The sequence below is a fragment of the Moorena sp. SIO4E2 genome, assembly GCF_010671945.1.
GTDB lineage: Bacteria > Cyanobacteriota > Cyanobacteriia > Cyanobacteriales > Coleofasciculaceae > Moorena > Moorena producens.
Map to the genome: position 1 here is coordinate 1 of NZ_JAAHIE010000001.1, position 18,948 is coordinate 18,948.

An 18,948-nucleotide genomic window follows, 5' to 3' on the forward strand; every position below is an offset into this window, starting at 1 on the left:
TTTGTTATTCAATCGGAGGTCCTCAAATGAGTGGGTCTGTTTGAAGTGACGGGAGTTACTACGTAATTCCACTAATGCCTAGTGCTATCATGCCTAATGGCTAATGCCTAATCACTAATTACTCAAACCCAGTAACACAAGAGAGTAAGGATTAAATCTCACCGATGAGTACTTCAGTAGTCTTGTTGCTAGGGTCTTGCTCTTGACAGCGTTGGTATCTAAAGAAAACATGGGTAGCCTTTTTAGGCTTTCAGTGTCGGGAAAATCCAGTGCTCCCTCAATCCTGATGCTGGCAGGTTTGGCTGATTTATTGATCAACAATAGCGATCGCAGTTCATTGGACTGCTCTATTGCCATAGCCTCCACAAACTTATGGCCGCTCTGGGTGTACATCACCTTGCCAGTCAGGTACTTGATCGCCCAGGGAAATACAGTTGCAGCAGGTCGCAGATTATTACTTGGGTCGATCATGCCGTAATACTTATCCTTGAGATGCCAGGAGGTCGCCATGTCAATCCCAGCGTCAGCTAAATGTTTGAATACTGAAGCAAACCAAACCGCGCCGACATGGGTATTCTGACGGTCTTCACCAGAGTTCCATGAGTAGTTGATGTTATAGCAGAAGTCATTTGTCAGAAGTCATTTGTCAGAAGTAAAACTCTTGCGCTTACAAAGGGTGTGAGACTTTTGTCATGTCCTAACTGCCCTGGCGACTGCTATATATTCTCCTTTCTCGAAAGTAGACCATCCGGATCTGTAGCCATCCAACTGGGCCAGCGGGGAATGTTTTGGATAATGGTAGGCTTTTGGGGATAAGAGGCATCGTAGCAGGCTTGAATTTTTGCCTCGTCCCAGCTTTTCGTAGCTCGGTTAGTCCAACGTTCCCATAGATCGATATGGTGAATACGAATTAACCTGATATCCAGTTCCGCCAAATGCTTCTGGAAAACCTAGTCTGATGCCTTTTCCAGAATAGTAATTTCGTAGTCGTTGGAGCCAAAGGTGAAGGGTGTAGTTTGTGCGACTGGCTTTGCCCAATCCACCCTAACTTTAGTTTTAATTGACTTTCCGGACAACCACAAATTTTGTATTGGTGATGCTCTTACCGAATTAGTAGCGCTTTGCTTATCAAAGAGTCTTGGTAAGAGGAATGCGATCGCAGCGCCAGATAAAGCTAGCTGGAGTAATGTTCTACGTTTCATCGCTTATGACTTCACTAAACTATCACTAGATCTGTATAAGTAGGGTTTGGACTTAGTTTCTACCCCATTCACCACCAAACCCAACAGTTGAGCATTGTGCTGAGCCAGTTGTTCCAAGCTGTCACTGACAAAGTCACGCTTACTAATCTCAGGTCGAACAACAAACAACAAATTACCGATGACAGCAGCCATCAGGGCAGTTTCACTGGTCATACTGACCGGAGCACTGTCAATCAAAACATAGTCATAGTCACCCGATTCCTCCGCAGTAGCTAGGCTCTGCTCAAATTTACCCTGGGTCACCAGCTCCACAATTTTGCCTTTTTTGTGGGAGGTAGGCAGTAAGTCAAGACTCGGTTGGATCTTCACCGGCTGTCCGGGTTTGAGGGGGTCATGGTGATGACCCAAGCGCTGAGAAAGGGTTGCCTGTCGGAAATCTCCATCCACTACCAAGACCCGAAACCCTAAATCTACCAGAGCTGTCGCCAATCCCAGAGTGACAGTAGTTTTGCCTTCTGAGACCATCGCGCTAGTAATCAAGATGCGACGGTCCTCCCCAGAGCGTAAGCTAATCACCGATGCTAGTCGCTGAAACTCTACATCCGTTTCTGTACCCAGCTCTAATCCCATACCAGCGTGCCTCAGATGAGGGATATTGACCACCATCGGGAACTTGATTGCCTGTAGGTCTTTGGGACTCAGCAGTGGGTTGCGCCGTTCTAGAAGCAATACCAGCGCTATACTACCCACTGCCGATGCCAGAAAACCATTAGCTATGATTAACAACTTCTTCGGACCAGCAGGCTTCTCGTCAACAGTGGGAGGGTCAAGCACCTGTACATTGGGATAAGCACTAAACGCATCAAGATTGACTTGCTCCATTTGAGCAACTAAACCGTTATAGACTCCCGCAGCCACATCGTACTGTCGCGTTAGTTCCAGCAGCCTAGACTGATGGACAGGAATCACCGTTAAAGTATTTTTCATCTGGTCAATCTGCTGCTGTAATTGCTCCGCTTGTTGTTGTTGACCACTAGCAGCACTTTCCGCCAGAATCAGTTGCTGGATTAACATTGCTCTTCCTTGAGCACTATCAGTTAGCGTCGGGTCTACTAACGTATCACCAGCTGCTAGAAAGATGTACTGTTGAATCTGCTGCTGCAACTGCTCACGTTGTAGCAGCAGATTTTGGATCTCAGGATGAGCATAAGTATAAGTAGCTTGAGCTTTGACCAAAGTCGCTTCCAGTTCAGTCAACTGCTGCCGCACAAACTGGTAATCCCGGTTTTCTGCTAGACCTAGAGAGCGGATTGCTTGCTTAGGAGTAAGACCCAAACGAGTCGATAGGATTTGAAGCTGATGTTGACTAGCTTGAGCTTCAGCTTGAGCCTGAGCTTGGCTAATACTCAGATCAGTAATTGCCCTCACCAGTCCTTCAGTTTGGGCTTCGCTATTCACTAAACCAGAGGATTCCTGAAACTTTGCTAATGCCTCCTGAGACTGATCCAATTTTTGCTTAGCTCGGTCGAGCGCTTTCTTATTAAACTCAACCCTAGTGGTACCATCTGCTTGACGCAGTTCATTCAGGCGCTCCTGATACGCACTGATCAGTGCCCTGACTCGATCTCTTGCTAATTCTGGACTAGCCCCAGTCGCATTCAACCAGATGGTCGTCGATTCCTGGTGAGGAGATACCGCGAACAACTGCTTGTATTGAACTAACCTTTGAAAATCCGTTTTCTCTGGGTCAGACTCCAACAAGCGCCTCATCAAAGCATCACTTTTGAGAATAGATGCCTGCATATTCAGAGGATGACTCTTCGCTGACAATTCAGAATCCCCCTTAGTTAATGACCCAAGGGTTCCTAAACTAGCTTGTAACTTGCCTGTTTCCGGTAGAATTAGCTGTGCTTTAGCAATCCAAAAAGGCTTTAATAAAGAAAAGGCTCCAAAGCTAGCTGCAAGCACCAAAGAATTAAAAACTAATAAAAGTATCCAATGTCTATTCAGGATCGCAACTACTTTTTTCATAAGATATATTCCTAATACAATCTTGTGTCAATTTTTAATTTATATAATGATTAATTTAATCAATAGCAATTTTCATAAATAAGAACTAATAACTAATTTTCAAAAAATAAATAAAAGTCTATTTTTTTGATTTTTAATTTTCAATCAAACATTTTCAAGTTCTAGATAACTGCTCCCATCGAGAGACAAACTGCTCATTTCGCTGTATTTCGGCAAGAATTGCCCCTAACCAGACCCAAAAATACCACAAATACACTGCCATCCAGCTCAAGGGTGTTCCGTTGAGAAGCATATACAAAGCCACCAGACTGGCAAATGCCCACTGGCAATGATAGTTACCACGAATCGCTGGAATCCAAGTACTCCAAAGGGTTGAACCTAGGGCACCTATAAAAAAGATAAAGCCAATGATGCCGTGCAAATAAAGAACTGAGGCGTAGGTTGAAAAGGAACCCAAAGCAATGTCGTAGATAAACCATTTGACGGAGCCTTGTATAATTCCCCATCCCATCAAAGGGCGTTCTTGCCAAGCCTCAAGGGTTTTAGTAACCACCAGTTCCCGGTCTTTAGAGGATTCGGCACGAGCACTATTGAAGATTTCTAGGGGCTTTTTCACTAAATCACTGAAGGTCAGACCTCCCAAAAGAGCACAAAGTAATGAGCTTAATGAACCAATCCATAAAGAACCTTGACGAGCCAAACTGCTGCGGAAACAAGCTGTAATCACCAATGCCATCACAAAGGAAACCCAGGATAAACGACTAAAACTAATTAGCAGAGCGGTTAAACAACCCGCTACGGATATTTGACGTAAGCGGCGGTTTTCTTCACCCAAGCAGATGAAAAAACTTAGAATGGAACACACCCCTACAATGGGGGGGTCGGGGGTGTAAAGAACTGTCCTGGGTAAAGGGATACCAAAAAAAGGTTGTAAGTCAGCAAATGTAACTTGCAAACTCAAAGCACCTCCCGGAATTAGACGGGCTAAGGGCGGTAGAAAAGGTTCTTTGCCTAATCCCACTACCAGCATGAGCATCTCAATGGCGATAGTCACTAAATATCCTGTTGCCATCCAAGCTACAGCACGGGTCACCACCTTAACCCTGATGGCATGCCAAAATGGTAGGAGCAGTGCGGCAAAAATTAAACAGTAGCTCTTGAAAAAAGTTACGAACGTAGCAGCAATTTTCTGCAAGGCAAACCCGACGTCATTGAGACCAAACGTAGCAGTCCAGACCATGACTAGAGCCATACCTAACCAAGCCCAGATACAGGCGGGTATCGATCTTCTAGTGAGTTTGTCAATGTCAAAGTTGACTCCTAAGAAACCAACAACTACCGCTGGGTAGAAGAGTGTTTGTATTCCCAACAACCACCAGAGCGGTGTTAGCACAATCACCCAGTAAATAACTTTTTCTGGAAATGACATGGCACCCAGTTTAAAGTTTCTAGTGTGGAAATCTGGTATGCTAGAGGTCATAGTTAACAGTCCATACTTTGATGTTTTAGAGCACGTTCATTAGATGAGAGTGATTCAAATCTACTAGCTTCGTTCGTTTATAGTGTTATTTTGGTTGTTATTTGTCATTTTTTATTTTTATTGATATTCCCAAGGTTTTGCCGTTTCCATAACAGTATTGTTTGATCGCGTTTATCATACTTATGAGGTACAGTCAATTTTCTTCCCCCCTGATTAAGGAAGAGGGGATTCCTACTCCCTACAATCCATGACTTTTTCCATTACTCAAGTGATAACTGCTATATATGAGCAGCTACAATAACATTGTGCCTATTTAATGCCTTAATTTAGATTAGAAAAATTACGGATTAAACAGTGAATTCGGTTAACCTAACATTCAGTAAATTTACTGAATTTATTAGCTTATAACTGACTTTTACCTAACTTTGTCAGCTGATTAGCCAATTTCCCTAGTAGAGACTGGTAACTCAAAAATTGTTTGGCAGCGATCAGGCGCATACAGACGATATAGAGACTCATAAATAGGAAGGGCTTCAGGATTGTTGGTAAACCTAGACAACTGACAATGGCTAACAGTACAATCAGAGCAGCTTTAAAGCACGGAAGTAAAAACTTCATCAATGGCCAACCTAGTGCTCGGCAACCTACCCACCACCAGTAGACTGTCCAGACAATTCCTAGCACGAAAGCAACTGCAATTCCCACCCCAATTAGTCCTGCTTGCTCAGCACCAATGATAAAGCTCAAGAAAGCGACCGGAGCAATCATAAGGTTAACCTTGGCGTTAATCCCAGTTCTGCCTTTTGCTGCAAGCATATTAATCAGTGAATTATTGATCAGCCTAAAGTAAGCAAACACAAGTAACCAAGGAATCACCTGGCAGGCTGGCACCCACTTCTGGCCAAATATCATAGAGATGAGCTGATCGTCTACCACTAAAAAAAATAAGGCGTATAGAGGAGCCCCCAGGAAAGCCATTTGTTCAACCATTGTGACTAGAACACTTTGCTGCTGTTCGTCATTCTCTAACTGGGCGAAGGAGGACATTCCTACCTGATTAATCACCTCACCCATTACAGTGTTAATTGTCTGGGTCAATTGGTAAGCAAAGTTGTAGTATCCCAAATTCGTATTACCCAGCAGTTTACCAATGACAAAGTTGTCACCATTGGCATTTACATAAAATCCCAAACTGGAGCCAGTGGCACCAAAACAGAACGACAAAACTTCTGAGCTAGCCTGTGGATCAATCTGTAAGCGGAATTTGTGTTCTACATGACCACGACTAATCCAATACTCTATAAACCAAAAAGCCGCATCTCCCACTACAAATGACCAGTAGCTCAAACCGATAAAGGCGCAACCAGTGGTAGAGACTACTCGCACTAACGAGGCGATTATGGTCGCATGGGCTATTTCCCGATACCTCATCTGTCTAGTGAGTACTCCCTGATAAACAGACTGGATAGAAGCCACCACCAGATTAAAGGCGAACACGATCAGAATCCATACCAGGTCTGGTACACCGAAAAAGTTAGCCGCTAGGGGAGATATCGCCACCATTGCCACTGCCAACATCAATCCCCTGGCAATAGCAATTGTGTATGTTGTATTTAAATAACGCTGGTCTTCAATGCCCTTGTAGACAATAAAAGAGTTGATGATGCCTTGGGTGAACAAATTCAGGAAAGACCAAAAAATATAGGCAACGCTAATCACCCCAAATTCAGATGGCAACAGCAACCTTGCTAGTATCAGGTTACTTAGCAATACCAGCAGACGTGTCCCGAGGGCTCCGTATGTTGTCCAGAACCCACTTGTGAGTAACGAGCTGAGTTTCATTAGGTTAGCAAGGTTTGGAAGGGACAAAAGGCTTGCATGTAAAAGGCTTGCACGTCAAAGGCCAATGACCAATGACTGATGACTAATACAAAATTTTTAGTTGTTTGCTCTGTATTCTACGGAGCCAAGCGATCGCTTAATCACCAGCTTGGCTAGTGGTGCCAGACGTACAGCTACGAGCGTCAGAAGCGATCGCGGATCCCGATAGAAGATTGAGCTATTGGCAGCTAACGCTTGGTTGATAAAGTGAACAGCTTTAGCTGCATCACCAGCAGTTAGGGATAATCGAGCTAGGTAGCGATACATATAGGCGTAAGCCGTCGGCAATACTGTCTCTACCAATTCTGGAGAGCGTTGATAAGCTGATTTAAGTACCTGTTCATGAGAATGCTGCATTTGTGTTATGTTAAAAGAAAGTCCAGAAGGACGAACTCGGTAGCAACACAAGACTTGTGGCTCCCGATGAAAACGCCAGCGTCCCGTAGCGGCAATTCTTAACCAGAAATCTATATCTTCTGAACTGCGTAACCCTTCGTCAAATTCCCCGACTTCATCCACTAGACAGCTTCGGAATACACCATTAGAACCATGACCAATGAAATTCTTGCACAGTAGGGCTAGGAGTGGGTCAGACATAACTGGCTTACCACTCAGACGCATTATCGTGGGACTTCCATCATCACGGATTGCTTGTGAGGCACTGTAGACAACCCCTACCTCTGGTTCCCGATCCAGTACAGCCACATGGTTAGCTAGTTTCTCCGGCTTGTAGACATCATCTGCATCAAGTAGAGCGATGTAGCTAGCACGAGCATGACGGATGCCATAGTTACGAGCCGATGAGAGTCCTCCATTGGACTTCTGCAATAACTGAAAGCGTGAATCCCGCCGACAAAACGGTTTAACCAGTTCAGCGGTATCATCAGTAGAGCCGTCGTCAACAATGAGGACTTCAAATTCTCGACAAGACTGACCCTCAAGAGAGACTAGCGCTTCCCAAATGTAGGAGCGAACGTTATAAGCAGGAACGACAACACTGACTTTTGGTGAAGTAATCATTCAAAACTCCTATCTCTAATATCTATTTCACTTATTCAGACTACAGATAATACAGATGATGATGAAATGATGGGGTCATCGGGTGAAGAATATTATTGAAGTTCAAAAGATGTAGTGATTTGGCTAAGGTCTGGTCATGATTTCCGGTGCTAAAATCACTACTTGTGTACCACTATCGAGCCACGCAGCCCCTCCCCACTCGTGCTTTGCATCACAGGGTAAACGTATCTAATTTGCTGATTCCTATATATAATGTTTTTGTAATTAAATAAACACTATATGTGGAAAATACCTTGTCAACAAGCACAATAAGGCTGGGTTTATTGAGAACTATCCCCAGTGTATTGACAAGATGCCTTTACCCTGCTTTGCATCAAGACAATACTAATGCTGCGAGGTCTGATCTATATCTGCTCATTCATTCATCTATAAACATGTGCTAAATCTAAGTAGATCTTACTTTATGCAAAAATAATTTGCTGACTTTAATTAGCTTTAATTCAAAAATAGCTATTTTTTTGAAACCTACTTATATTCATCAATTTGTCTGATTTAATTATAGTGTGAATACTTTAGATTATTTTTCGATATATTTACTATTTTTCTACATTTTTTCATTAGGTAAAAACCCGTAAAAATTACGTATAATTGCGGTATATAGCAATTATCATAGCTATGAGGTACAAAATTTCGGGATTTTAGGGAACAGCGGATCTGGGAAATCAGAAGAGGGAAGAGGAATGCGCTGCATCAAAACAGGGAATCAACGTCAAAAAAGACTGTACCTCATAACTGCGATCAACGCTATATAGCCTTACTCATACTTATGACTGAAGGTAACCGTCCCATGGCCTTACGCCACCATAGGTATTTGAGTGTTGATCAGAGTTTGTGGTAATAGGGATGGAGCCGATAACCCTAATCCCTTTTTGGTGCTGTGCTTTGAGGGATGTCACCACAGTCAGAATTCTCGTGCGCGAATTCACTGCCGGCTTGAGATTGGGAACCAAAGCTGGTTCGCCGCCAAATCACGGCAGTGCGTAGGGCACGTTCTGCGGCATTATTCGTGGGCTCTACCCCTGGAACATATACAAAAGTCCATCACCATTGCCTTGGCTAAAGCTGGTTTCATCACTATGAACAAACCCCTGGCCTTGAACATACTGCTGAGCTTGTTCCACTGGAGCTGCGACCGCCTCACTCACCTGGTGACGAAGACGATTGATGCTCCCACGGGAAAGCTGAACACTAAACTTTGTAGCAAGTAAGGACTTCACCATCCGGTGACTTTGGCGATGTTCTACACTAAACCTTGCAACCACTGCCGCTAATCGGTCTCCTAAGCCTAATGATGGTACCTCGGCAGGGAGTGGTGCACGGTTCTTCCTGCCGCAGCAAGTGCATTCCAACTGATGCAGTTGATGTTCAATTCCCTTGGCCGATAGCGGCGGAATATCAACGATTTGATCACGATAAGGGTGCGCTGGTCGTTGCCCCTCAACTGCTCTCCACAATGCTGACCAATATCTGGTACATGGGAATGGACTTCGCTACAGGCTTCGAGCGGATAGAGCTGTGGTGTTTTCTCGGATCAGCCATCACTGCTAGACTTTTTCTTTTTCTTTGTCTTTTTCTTGTTGAGAGTCTGGGGGTTTGACAAATCTTGCTGACCAAAACCGTCACTTGAGGGGGGACGAGATGAATTTTGTGAATTTTGCTTGAGTTGCTCTTCTATATAGGCCAAACGCTCACTCAAAACTGTTACCACCGCTTTTACACTCCCTGGGGTGGCATCCCAATCTCCCAAAGGAATTTGAATCCCTGGGATGTTAATCTCTACACTCATAAACCCAATCTTACCACAGAATCGCCACTGAAACCCACATTTCTTCGTTGGAGGCTGGGACGGTTACGACTGAAGTTACCCTTAGCGATTTCATAAAAACCCTTGCCTAGAGAGGTTTCCAGCCATTTTTAAGCTACCGCTACTGGGTACATTTAGAAGCGACTCCTGAAAAGCATTTGAAAGGATTTGAAGCGAATGCTATTTTTGTGCATAGTACCATGATTGCAAGCATCAAGCCAAAACCTACATGGGTACATATTTGGGAAACTCAATCGCTACATCGTTTACAGTAAGAGAGTTTGAGGCTGAAAGTAGTACAAATGAACGGTGTGACTTCAGTTATGAGAAACATTCAAGTTTATTACCCCGTTTTGATGCAATAGCGAGTGGTTTGGGTTCTGTTTGGGTCACTTGTGAGCATCTTGTCACAAAAATTACTCACTACATTGTGTAGTTCTAAAAGATTACGAATTTTGAGGATTTTGCAATGGGGTTGACCTTATCGCCCGAAGGGCTAATCGCAAATTGTTAAATAATTCTAAGTATTTCTAGTTGGGATGATCACTCAGGATGAGGTTTTTATATACAGCGTTTTTCATAACTATAAGGTACATAGGTGCGCTTTCCGCATCTAATTATTAAATTCCCATTAGCTGCGCGCCTCCAAGGCCGGGTTACCCGGCCTTGGGTCGCGCCTTCGGGTCGCACCTCAGGATTTTTTCCCTGTTCCCTGATCCGAAGTTCCCTAAAACCCAAGAATTTGTACCTCACCCAATGGCCAACCGCTGTATTACTTAATGTATTACAAATTGAAGTTCTTTCAAAAATAAACGGTGCTACATGAAGAAAAGTTAAAAAATTTGCCATCCTTACTCCAAGCAGATCCCATAAAAATTTACAAAAATTTACATAGCGATAAAAACTTTGGTCCGACTACTGATCAGCAAAAGGTGATCACCAAATGGGCTGATAAGCGACACGCTGATAGCGTCCGTCAAAAGCTCAGTCCCAAATTCGGTCACCTGCCCTGGTTTATCGAGATTTGCGGCTATAATGAAACCGCTGTGAGGGGAGAGGGAGAGATGAGGAGTGGGTATGAAAAGTTTTTTCAAAACTGGCAACTATGCAATTAAAATCCACAACAGCTTAATTGCACAACTTAATTGCACAACCCAAGTAGGAGGTTAGTCACGTTAATGTCTATGTTATCATAAAAAGCGAGTATAGGTATCGGTTGCAGTTTTTGTTTTCAGTGTTGACAGGTTTCTTCTGTTTCATATTGCTAAGCATGCCTCCGAAATTTCTATCTCTACATAAATCAAATTTTGGAGATATTGTATGTCTGTCTATGTTGGTAACCTTGCACGTGAGGTGACAGAAGAGGATCTGAAATCTGTGTTTGAAGAATATGGCGAAATCAAGCGAATTCACATGCCCACCGATCGCGAAACAGGTCGCTTAAGGGGCTTTGCTTTTGTGGAAATGAACACAGAGGAGGAAGAAGCGAAGGCCATTGAAGAGCTTGATCGAGCTGAATGGATGGGGCGCGAGCTCAAAGTCAATAAAGCCAAGCCTCGGGAAAAAAGAAACTCATTTGGGGGCGGTCGCAAAGGTGATAACTTCGGCGCTCGTCGCTACTAAGCTCGCTTTGATCTAAATCAAAACCCAATTCTCAGGTCTGAGCCCAGGGCAGGGGTTTTACCCCTGTCTAGTTCTACCCTGCGCGTCAGAATTTAGGGAGTAATCCTGGTAGGGTAAAGCAAACTCGAACTCTAGTTGGAAGATACTAGTGTGGGTAGGATTGCTGTCTATCAGTCGATTGAAGGCATCTTAAACTTTTTGATTCAGACAAGTATGAACGTTTAAGACCTAAAGTAGGAAAACCCAAATAGGCAGTGTTCAGATCGAGAATCACACTAGTTGTAGTGTGTGAGTTAACCAACAATATCATTAATTCCACGGCTCATAGCTAAAGTCAGTTTTAAGGGAGATATTGTAGCAAACTCTCCAGGCTGAAGCGTGGAGGTACACCATCACAGTCCACTTGACAAGGAGTAAGGAAAAAATAAGGATTTGAGAGCCTGCTTTTGGCAGGCTTAATTCGGATTTCTTTGCCATAGACGAGTGCAGGCTATCCAGGTGCAAGATTATGATTTTCAACGGACTTGAGATATAAGCCATTCGTTTTAAAAACTGGCCAGATGCCAACACCTTCCGTCAGTTGTAGGAGTTTTCTCAGTCAATCAGAGGTTTGCCCTGTCCTGTACTTATGGGATGAATGATGACTTGTTATTCGACCACGGAAGCGATCAAAACAGGAGGACATTGAATGACCCAAGTGGTGGTTGGTGAAAATGAGCAGTTAGAGTCAGCCCTACGTCGATTTAAGCGAAAAGTCTCCCAAGCTGGCATCTTTGCCGATATGAAAAAGAATCGTCATTTTGAGACATTTGCACAAAAACGCAAACGTAAAGAAATTGCGAGACATCGGGAACGTCGAAGACTCCGAAACCGTAGAAGACGGTTCTAGCAGGGTAGATTGCTAGATTAATTTTTTAGATCCACTCCGGTAGCATCGTTATTGTAAGGCGTGGGTAATAGGTAAGAGGTAATGGGTAATTGGCAATTGCGATTACTCCTGTACCATTACCGATTACCCGTTGCCTATTTCCGTGACCCATTACCCAAAACAACCTTGGATTATGAACACTACATTATGAACACTAAATATGACAAACGACAAAAACGGACTTGATATAACCTGATGTTTTGCTCAAGTTGTTAATGGCTGAGGATTCTTAGTCAGTAAATTCCGCAACCAGCGTCGAGTCTTGGGAGAGATTAGCCACATACCGAAGTACAAAATTATATCCATAGGTAGGGGTTTGCCATGGCGAATGGCTTCCCAGAGAAGGGGAAAAAATGCCTTCCACTCACCAGCGAAGGCAGCTCTTGAACTTACCTGTGTCAAGATAAAGGATGCGTAAGCACGGGGTGTAACTAACTCTTGTAAATTTTGAATCCAGTTTAATGAAGTCCGCCATTTAGTAGTGCTACTAATACTAGGATGGTTTTCTCCTAAATACCACACTGACAATGGTTCAGTCACAAACTCAATTCCTACCTCTTCCAAAGTAGTCGCCCGTAACACCCAGCCCCAATCTTCGTGAATTTTACCGCTGCTTCCGGGGGGGATTTTTTGCAATAACTCTTTGGATGTAAGAATAGTTGAAGCTTGAATTAGTCCTTCTCCCTGGAAGAAGGTATTGCGAACAAACAGATATTCACTCAGTTCTTCTGATTTAGAGGGAATTCTTCTCGGCCAAATGGAATCGTTTTGGGGAGTCCGAGCAATTAGGTAACAGGTAACAATGGGGTATTTGTATTGGGAACGATTAGCCGCTTCCAGTTGCAGTTCAAGTTTTTGGGGCATCCATTCGTCATCATCATCTAGATGAGCAATCCATGGGGCTTGAGCTGCAGCAATCCCCGCCCTACGAGCGGCAGTGCAACCTTGATTGGTGGGCAGTTCAATCACCCTTAGCCGGGAGTCATCCACTTCTGCGAGTGAGGCACAAGTAGCCTCATTCGGACCATCTATGACAACAATGACTTCGATTTGACTAAGGGTTTGAGCTAGAGCGCTTTGAACAGCTCGTTTAACTAACTTTGGTCTGCGATAGGTAGGTATTACGACACTAACTAAGGGTTTCAAGGTTATATCCTCCTGATGATATGTAAAATGAAAAATTTCTGCTGATTATAAATCCTAATGATTGGCAATATTTTTTTGAAAAAATAACCAGTTTTAGGGACTGATTAAGCATGGCTACCCTTGGGTAATTAGGGGACCAAAACCAACTCAAATTTGTAAGTACTCAAAGGAATAAATATTAGCTAACAACCTCTTTATATAGCCCCTACGCCAATAAGATTATTTGAATTAACTGAATAATTTATAAAATCTCAATACTAGTAGGGGGATATCAGTCAATTCATGAAACAAAAAAAAAGGATCCCAAAATTATTAAACCCGAAGTTATAGCAAAATTACTCCTCGCAGCTAGTTTGATTGAGTGCATCTCACTTTTGCAATTAGCCAAAAATTATAATAAAATCTCCAGACTCCCCGCGCCCCCGCCCCTGCTTGTTTACAAATATGAGATGCACCCGTTTGATTATCCTGAGGGTCACAATATAGCAGTCGCCAGGGCAGTTAGGACATGACAAAAGTCTCAAACCTAAGTAAGCGCAAGAGTTTGACTTCTGACTTCTGACTTCTGACTTTTGACTTCTGCTATAATACTGATTGATAAGGGTTGCTAGGTAAAATGAACTATCGATATATTTTTTTGTTATAAGCTGATGAAATTTTTCCTTTTGAAACCAATAATTATTAATAGCTCTCTCTCTTTGATTTTCATAAAAATAACTTAATAAGCCATTTGCTTTGGCATTCAAAACATCACCAATGTGAAGGATATCATTTGGGGTACATCCTAGCTGTTCAAGAACATATGGATAAATATCTCCCGTAAATTTAGTTTTCCCTATAGCAGAAGACAAAAATAGATTGTCACTCTGATCATAGCCTGCGGCATGAAGAATTTTATTAATCACCGATAGGAGATACATATCTGAGATGAAAATAATCTGTTTTTGATTTTCTCGGCAATAGTTATAGACCGAAAAAATAAATTCATTACGTCGGCAAACATCCCTTTCGGTTTCTATTTCAATTTTTTTGAGTATTTGTGCCGTTTGGTCATTAACTCCAAAATATTCTACCAAACACTCAAATATGGTATCCAAGGTAACTTCTGACACTTGTTCTCGTCTCCAGAGTTTTTCCCTAGATTTTTTTTATGCTTTTTGCCTAAGCTTAGGATAATTTGGTAATAACTCGGAATGACAATACTCATACTGCCTTTGAACCAGTGTAAAGACATCACTTGGCTCTAAAACATTGCGTATAATTGCGGTATCAAAGATATCAAATGATACGTATTTTGATTTACTGATGATCTTGGCTAGTGTGTGATCCATCTGACCTATCTTGAAGCTAAGCTGCTAAAAAACTAATCCAGTTTTGGGTTTGCCTTGCCATATCTATGTTTTCGTTTTCCTGACTACCCTGATTTTCCTATTCAAGGGAAAAGTAAGGATAGAGAAGTAGTTAAGGAGACTAGCATTGAAAAGAGTAATCAGAAAACGGGCAATAAAAGCATTGCCCTGGCTAAGTGAGAAATCTCAGACTATCTAATGACAGAATTCCCATTAGTGGAGAAAAAGTAACACTATTACTCTCAAGCAGAAAAATTATCGATCATGAAAGCAGTGTCTTTGTGGAAACTCCAAAACTTTCTCCCGATCTTGGAAGGTTGGTGAATTACCTCTGTGGTGCCTATACAATTGGGATACAACCATACACTACATAAGACCCCCAGCTTAGCCGCAGGCTTAGTGGGGGGATGGTGCCAGGGTATTCACAGCATTTTGCCTATGTCAATAGTGATCAGTGAACCGACACTCTAAAATACGGAAATATACCTGCAATATACGAAGTGCTTTGTAAATGTCAACCGTAGCTAATGGGCAATTGATACTAAGTTGGGATCAAAGATAGTATCTTCCTCAAAAGGTGATGGAGTGATGGGGTGATGGGAAGAAAGTGCTAAGTATGAATGCAACTTAGTATCACTTGGTATGAATCACGATCATGGTGTTATTGCACCATGACTGAGACAAAATTAATAAAATTAATTTTCTCAGTTATTCTGAGTTGACTGGCTAGAACTGACTAACAGCTACACATCAGGTACATCCTGATTTTGCTAGTTCATTCCCTGAGGTAATGGTGAAAGAAGGCTTACAGGCTCGTCTAAACTGTGTTTTTGTCCATTTAGCATGTACCCCATCTTCTCTACTCTCAAAGGTTGTGCATAAAATTTAGCTAGAGCAAGTTGAAAGAAAAAGGCTGGATTACCGAGTAAGTAGCGAGCTGCGAGACGTTTGGGTTCACGGGATAGACGATAAAGCCACTCTCCACCAAGATTGGAAATAAATTCTGGACAGTCAGGAACCAAACCTGCTAATCGGTCGATCACTGCACCACAAGGCATGAACACATTGACATTAATACGACTACGATGCTGCCAAATCCATTTTTCTTGAATTGGCATACCCATGCCTACTAATAAAATATTAGGTTTTGCCTGGTTAATTTTATTAATTATCTCTTCATTTTGGCTGGGGTCTTCTTTATCAAAATATCCGTGATGACCATCGACAATAATATTGGGGTATTGTTGTCTAAGGTTATTAAGGGCTGTTTCTAGATGCTTAGGCTTTGACCCCAGCAGAAACATTGACAAACTATTTTGGTTAAAATTATCCAGTAATTTGGGCATTAATAGTGTGTAAGATGCGCGGTATTTTAGGGATAAATTGTACCCCATAAACTGAAGGGCTTTTAATATACCCATACCGTCACAATGGGCGATTTCTGCACTTTGGATAAATTCATAGAACCATGGGAGCTGCATTGAAAAATTAAAACTATGTACGTTATAGTGAGCTACGGTTATTTTTCTGTCTTCAACGCAAGCGGCATGAATGGCGTCTACAATCCTAGGGACGGTTACACAAGATATTCTACGCTCTAGCAAATGTACATTAATAGCAGGTAAATAATCTAATTCATTCCGTTGATTTTTTATTGCCATTGCCGTAATAGTTAGACTAGTGATTATTTACAGTATTGCCACCTGTTGTTCGCGATCGCGTTTTCACGATGTCAAACTTATGAATAAGTTATGTGTGTGTATCACAAGTAGGACTTACGCAGCTGATCGAGAAATTAAGGTTTTAGCCAATAGGGAACTTCGGCTCTGGAAAGAACCGGGAATAGGGAATTACAGCAGTTTTACAGATCTGATTTTACAGATCTGAGTGGGTAAGTCCTGAGTAGGTAAAAGGCTTGTATGGTTGGATGGTATCCCCCCATTACCCCCCTAAAAAAGCCGGGTAAACAAGAGGCTTACATCCATAGTCTTGACAAATGACTAATGACTAACTGATTTTTTCCAAATTACCAACATTACACCGCAGATAATCAAACCCAACCCCACGGCACGGCTAACGGGGATGGTTTCCTTAAAGAAAAAATAGCCCATCAGTACGGAGAAGACGTAAGTCAAGGATACTGAAGGACCAGCAACGCTGAGATTTACCCGCGTCAGCAACAAAATGTATGCCAGTGCCCCTAAACCATAACAACTTAGCCCTGCTATAATTTCTGGGGTCTTGGGTATACTGAAAATCTGATCTAGCCAATTGCTAGCGTTAACTTTTTCCAGCTTTTCGGCTCCAGTTTTGAGCAAGAACTGTCCAGTAGCACTGGTTAGGACTGACATTAAGAAAAGACTAAATTCTGCTAGATTCACGAATATCTCAGAATTACAAGTGGTCGATGCTTCTTAATCCGATTGCTAGTTTGATGCTATAGGCTTCAACCTTCAGGAGCTTAAGTTATTGTGATTGCTCCTAAAATAGTGTTAGGAGATTGATTTTAAGTATTTATGGCTACTTCCAGCACTGCTACCTACACCGAAGAACAGATTTCAGCTTGGCTGCGGGGTTTATTTGCCGTTGCCTGGGCTGATGGTCACTTTGACCCTGAAGAACAAGAGGTTATGGCTCAAATCACCCAGGAGACATTGGCTCCTGGTACTGATTTGCAGTCTTTTGATCAACCGATTACTCCTGAAGAACTGGCAGCAGCTTTAGGTAAGGATAACACAACGGCAGAGAATTTTCTACGAACTGCTGTAATGGTAGCCTTGGCAGATGGGGTGTACTCTGCGACTGAAGCTGATGTTCTAGACCAGTTCTGTGAAGCACTAGGTCATAAGGTTGAGGCTCTTGAATCACTGCAGGTAACTCTTTATGACGATAAGGCAACTGAGCAAAGGGATTCTGCTGATGCGTTAGCTCAAGAACCAGGAAGTTCTGACCATCCCCATTCGGATATTCTACAGCCAGTACGGGATTGGTTAGATGGTATGGATGTTAATGACCCACGTGTTGCTCGATTTATGTGCAAACTGATTCCTGCTCAGTGTCCGTTTGAACGGGACGTGAAGCTATTTAATCACAAAATCGTCCACATCCCACCGATGTGTAAGCTTAATCCTCTCTATGATCAGTTAGTCGGCTTGCGCTTCCGGGCTTTATCTTATTTAGCCGATGATTGTGGTGAAGATGTTTCATCTTATTTATAAGTGGTGATTGGTAATTGGTGATTGGTGATTAGTCATTAGTCATTGGTGACTAGTCATTAGTCATTGGTCATTCGTAGTTAGATTGATTAAGGAGAATGGGGTCAACTGACTGGTGTCAAGAAAACACTAAGGACTAAGAACTAATTATGCAATTTATCGACCAAGCAGAAATTGAAGTTGTCGCTGGTAACGGGGGCGATGGAATTGTGGCGTTTCGGCGGGAAAAGTATGTTCCTGCTGGAGGACCGGCGGGGGGTAATGGTGGTCGGGGGGGTAGCGTGATTTTGAATGCTATAGAGCACCTGCAAACGTTGCTAGATTTTAAATACGCCCATTGCTTTCGAGCTGAGAATGGGGGTCGGGGAGGCCCTAATAATCGGACGGGAAAAAATGGTAGCGATCGCATTATTGAAGTTCCCTGTGGCACGGTTGTTTACAATGCTGACACGGGAGAAATGCTGGGGGATTTGGTGCAACCTCGGCAAATGCTTTGTGTTGCCAAGGGTGGTAAAGGAGGTTTGGGAAATCGGCATTTCCTGAGTAATCACAATCGCGCACCAGAGCATGCGTTACCTGGACTACCAGGAGAGCAATTGAGGTTGCGCTTAGAGTTGAAGTTACTGGCGGAGGTGGGCATTATTGGTCTACCTAATGCTGGTAAGTCTACTCTGATTTCAGCACTCTCAGCGGCACGACCCAAGATAGCCAATTACCCCTTTACCACTTTGATTCCGAATTTAGGTGTGGTTCGTAAACCAACTGGGGATGGTACTGTATTTGCTGACATTCCTGGGTTGATTGCTGGAGCTCATCAAGGTATTGGTCTCGGTCACGACTTCCTACGTCATATCGAACGCACTCGCTTGTTACTGCATTTGATTGATATTACTGCTGCTGACCCGATTGCTGATTATCACACCATTCAACAGGAGTTACAAGCCTATGGCAGAGAATTGCCAGAGCGTCCCCAAATTCTTGCCCTTAATAAAGTAGATGCGGTTGATCAAGACATGATCGAAGAGGTTTCTACTTACCTAAATCAGCTTACTCAGGTACCAGTTTTTTCGATTTCAGCTGTTGCTAAAATCGGCTTGGATGCTTTGTTATCGAAAATCTGGCAATCTCTAGATCAGTTGTCAGTGGCAGATTGCTCAAAGACAACAGTCAACCTTCCACAGTCAACTGTCAAGGTTTAACCGGTAATTA

General features: G+C 42.8%; 19 protein-coding genes and 1 pseudogene. 6 read left to right on the top strand and 14 right to left on the bottom strand.

The window, feature by feature from the left end; genetic code table 11:
* Window positions 1-114: 114 nt before the first annotated feature.
* The 10 genes and pseudogenes from F6K37_RS00005 to F6K37_RS00045 form a co-directional block, all read right to left on the bottom strand.
* On the bottom strand, window positions 115-510 hold the full coding sequence (locus F6K37_RS00005) for a hypothetical protein (RefSeq protein ID WP_008185815.1): 396 nt from the start codon (window positions 508-510) through the stop codon (window positions 115-117).
* A 206-nt stretch (window positions 511-716) separates the two neighbouring features.
* Window positions 717-935 (bottom strand): hypothetical protein, encoded by a 219-nt coding sequence (locus F6K37_RS00010; RefSeq protein ID WP_008185814.1) that lies wholly within the window; start codon window positions 933-935, stop codon window positions 717-719.
* 15 nt (window positions 936-950) lie between these two features.
* Window positions 951-1,202 (bottom strand): hypothetical protein, encoded by a 252-nt coding sequence (locus tag F6K37_RS00015; protein WP_008185813.1) that lies wholly within the window; start codon window positions 1,200-1,202, stop codon window positions 951-953.
* 3 nt (window positions 1,203-1,205) lie between these two features.
* On the bottom strand, window positions 1,206-3,233 hold the full coding sequence (locus F6K37_RS00020; RefSeq protein WP_008185812.1) for a GumC family protein: 2,028 nt from the start codon (window positions 3,231-3,233) through the stop codon (window positions 1,206-1,208).
* A 154-nt stretch (window positions 3,234-3,387) separates the two neighbouring features.
* Entirely contained in the window at window positions 3,388-4,713 is a 1,326-nt protein-coding gene (locus F6K37_RS00025; protein ID WP_008185811.1) for an O-antigen ligase family protein, read from the bottom strand.
* A 402-nt stretch (window positions 4,714-5,115) separates the two neighbouring features.
* Window positions 5,116-6,555, bottom strand: coding sequence for an oligosaccharide flippase family protein (locus tag F6K37_RS00030; protein WP_044493605.1), 1,440 nt, complete (start codon window positions 6,553-6,555; stop codon window positions 5,116-5,118).
* 96 nt (window positions 6,556-6,651) lie between these two features.
* Window positions 6,652-7,614, bottom strand: a complete 963-nt coding sequence (locus F6K37_RS00035; RefSeq protein ID WP_008185809.1) for a glycosyltransferase family 2 protein — start codon at window positions 7,612-7,614, stop codon at window positions 6,652-6,654.
* Between the two features lie 935 nt (window positions 7,615-8,549).
* Window positions 8,550-8,715 (bottom strand): annotated as a pseudogene (locus F6K37_RS44430) (IS66 family transposase); the annotation flags it as partial.
* The gene (locus tag F6K37_RS00040) at window positions 8,688-9,128 is read right to left on the bottom strand and encodes a transposase (protein ID WP_287247377.1); all 441 of its coding nucleotides are present in this window, start codon (window positions 9,126-9,128) and stop codon (window positions 8,688-8,690) included. The gene F6K37_RS00040 and the pseudogene F6K37_RS44430, both read right to left, overlap by 28 nt.
* A 77-nt stretch (window positions 9,129-9,205) precedes the next feature.
* Complete coding sequence (locus tag F6K37_RS00045) at window positions 9,206-9,460, bottom strand: DUF6444 domain-containing protein (protein WP_008185805.1); 255 nt, start codon at window positions 9,458-9,460, stop codon at window positions 9,206-9,208.
* An 833-nt stretch (window positions 9,461-10,293) separates the two neighbouring features.
* On the opposite strand from F6K37_RS00045, the gene F6K37_RS00050 reads away from it, so the two are divergent.
* From F6K37_RS00050 to F6K37_RS00065, 4 genes are all read left to right on the top strand, one after another.
* Complete coding sequence (locus F6K37_RS00050; protein WP_287247379.1) at window positions 10,294-10,593, top strand: hypothetical protein; 300 nt, start codon at window positions 10,294-10,296, stop codon at window positions 10,591-10,593.
* A 205-nt stretch (window positions 10,594-10,798) separates the two neighbouring features.
* The gene (gene rbp, locus F6K37_RS00055; protein ID WP_008185801.1) at window positions 10,799-11,101 is read left to right on the top strand and encodes an RNA-binding regulator; all 303 of its coding nucleotides are present in this window, start codon (window positions 10,799-10,801) and stop codon (window positions 11,099-11,101) included.
* A gap of 688 nt (window positions 11,102-11,789) precedes the next feature.
* Window positions 11,790-11,990 carry a 30S ribosomal protein S21 gene (gene rpsU / locus F6K37_RS00060; RefSeq protein ID WP_008185800.1) on the top strand — a complete coding sequence of 67 codons (201 nt, stop codon included), beginning with the start codon at window positions 11,790-11,792 and terminating at the stop codon, window positions 11,988-11,990.
* 81 nt (window positions 11,991-12,071) lie between these two features.
* On the top strand, window positions 12,072-12,215 hold the full coding sequence (locus tag F6K37_RS00065; protein ID WP_154659833.1) for a hypothetical protein: 144 nt from the start codon (window positions 12,072-12,074) through the stop codon (window positions 12,213-12,215).
* Between the two features lie 18 nt (window positions 12,216-12,233).
* Here F6K37_RS00065 and F6K37_RS00070 read toward each other — a convergent pair whose 3' ends face one another.
* The 4 genes from F6K37_RS00070 to F6K37_RS00085 form a co-directional block, all read right to left on the bottom strand.
* On the bottom strand, window positions 12,234-13,175 hold the full coding sequence (locus tag F6K37_RS00070; protein WP_287247384.1) for a glycosyltransferase family 2 protein: 942 nt from the start codon (window positions 13,173-13,175) through the stop codon (window positions 12,234-12,236).
* A 380-nt stretch (window positions 13,176-13,555) separates the two neighbouring features.
* Window positions 13,556-14,287, bottom strand: coding sequence for a hypothetical protein (locus tag F6K37_RS00075; protein WP_287247386.1), 732 nt, complete (start codon window positions 14,285-14,287; stop codon window positions 13,556-13,558).
* A gap of 1,007 nt (window positions 14,288-15,294) precedes the next feature.
* Window positions 15,295-16,185, bottom strand: a complete 891-nt coding sequence (locus F6K37_RS00080) for a WecB/TagA/CpsF family glycosyltransferase (RefSeq protein ID WP_044493600.1) — start codon at window positions 16,183-16,185, stop codon at window positions 15,295-15,297.
* 339 nt (window positions 16,186-16,524) lie between these two features.
* A complete protein-coding gene (locus F6K37_RS00085) occupies window positions 16,525-16,905 on the bottom strand; it encodes an EamA family transporter (RefSeq protein ID WP_131827148.1) in 381 nt (126 codons plus the stop codon).
* Window positions 16,906-17,040: 135 nt separating this feature from the next.
* Here F6K37_RS00085 and F6K37_RS00090 point away from each other — a divergent pair, with 135 nt between their 5' ends.
* Window positions 17,041-17,742, top strand: coding sequence for a Mo-dependent nitrogenase C-terminal domain-containing protein (locus F6K37_RS00090; RefSeq protein WP_008185791.1), 702 nt, complete (start codon window positions 17,041-17,043; stop codon window positions 17,740-17,742).
* A 146-nt stretch (window positions 17,743-17,888) separates the two neighbouring features.
* Window positions 17,889-18,938, top strand: coding sequence for a GTPase ObgE (gene obgE, locus F6K37_RS00095; RefSeq protein WP_287247390.1), 1,050 nt, complete (start codon window positions 17,889-17,891; stop codon window positions 18,936-18,938).
* The last annotated feature ends 10 nt before the right edge of the window (window positions 18,939-18,948 follow it).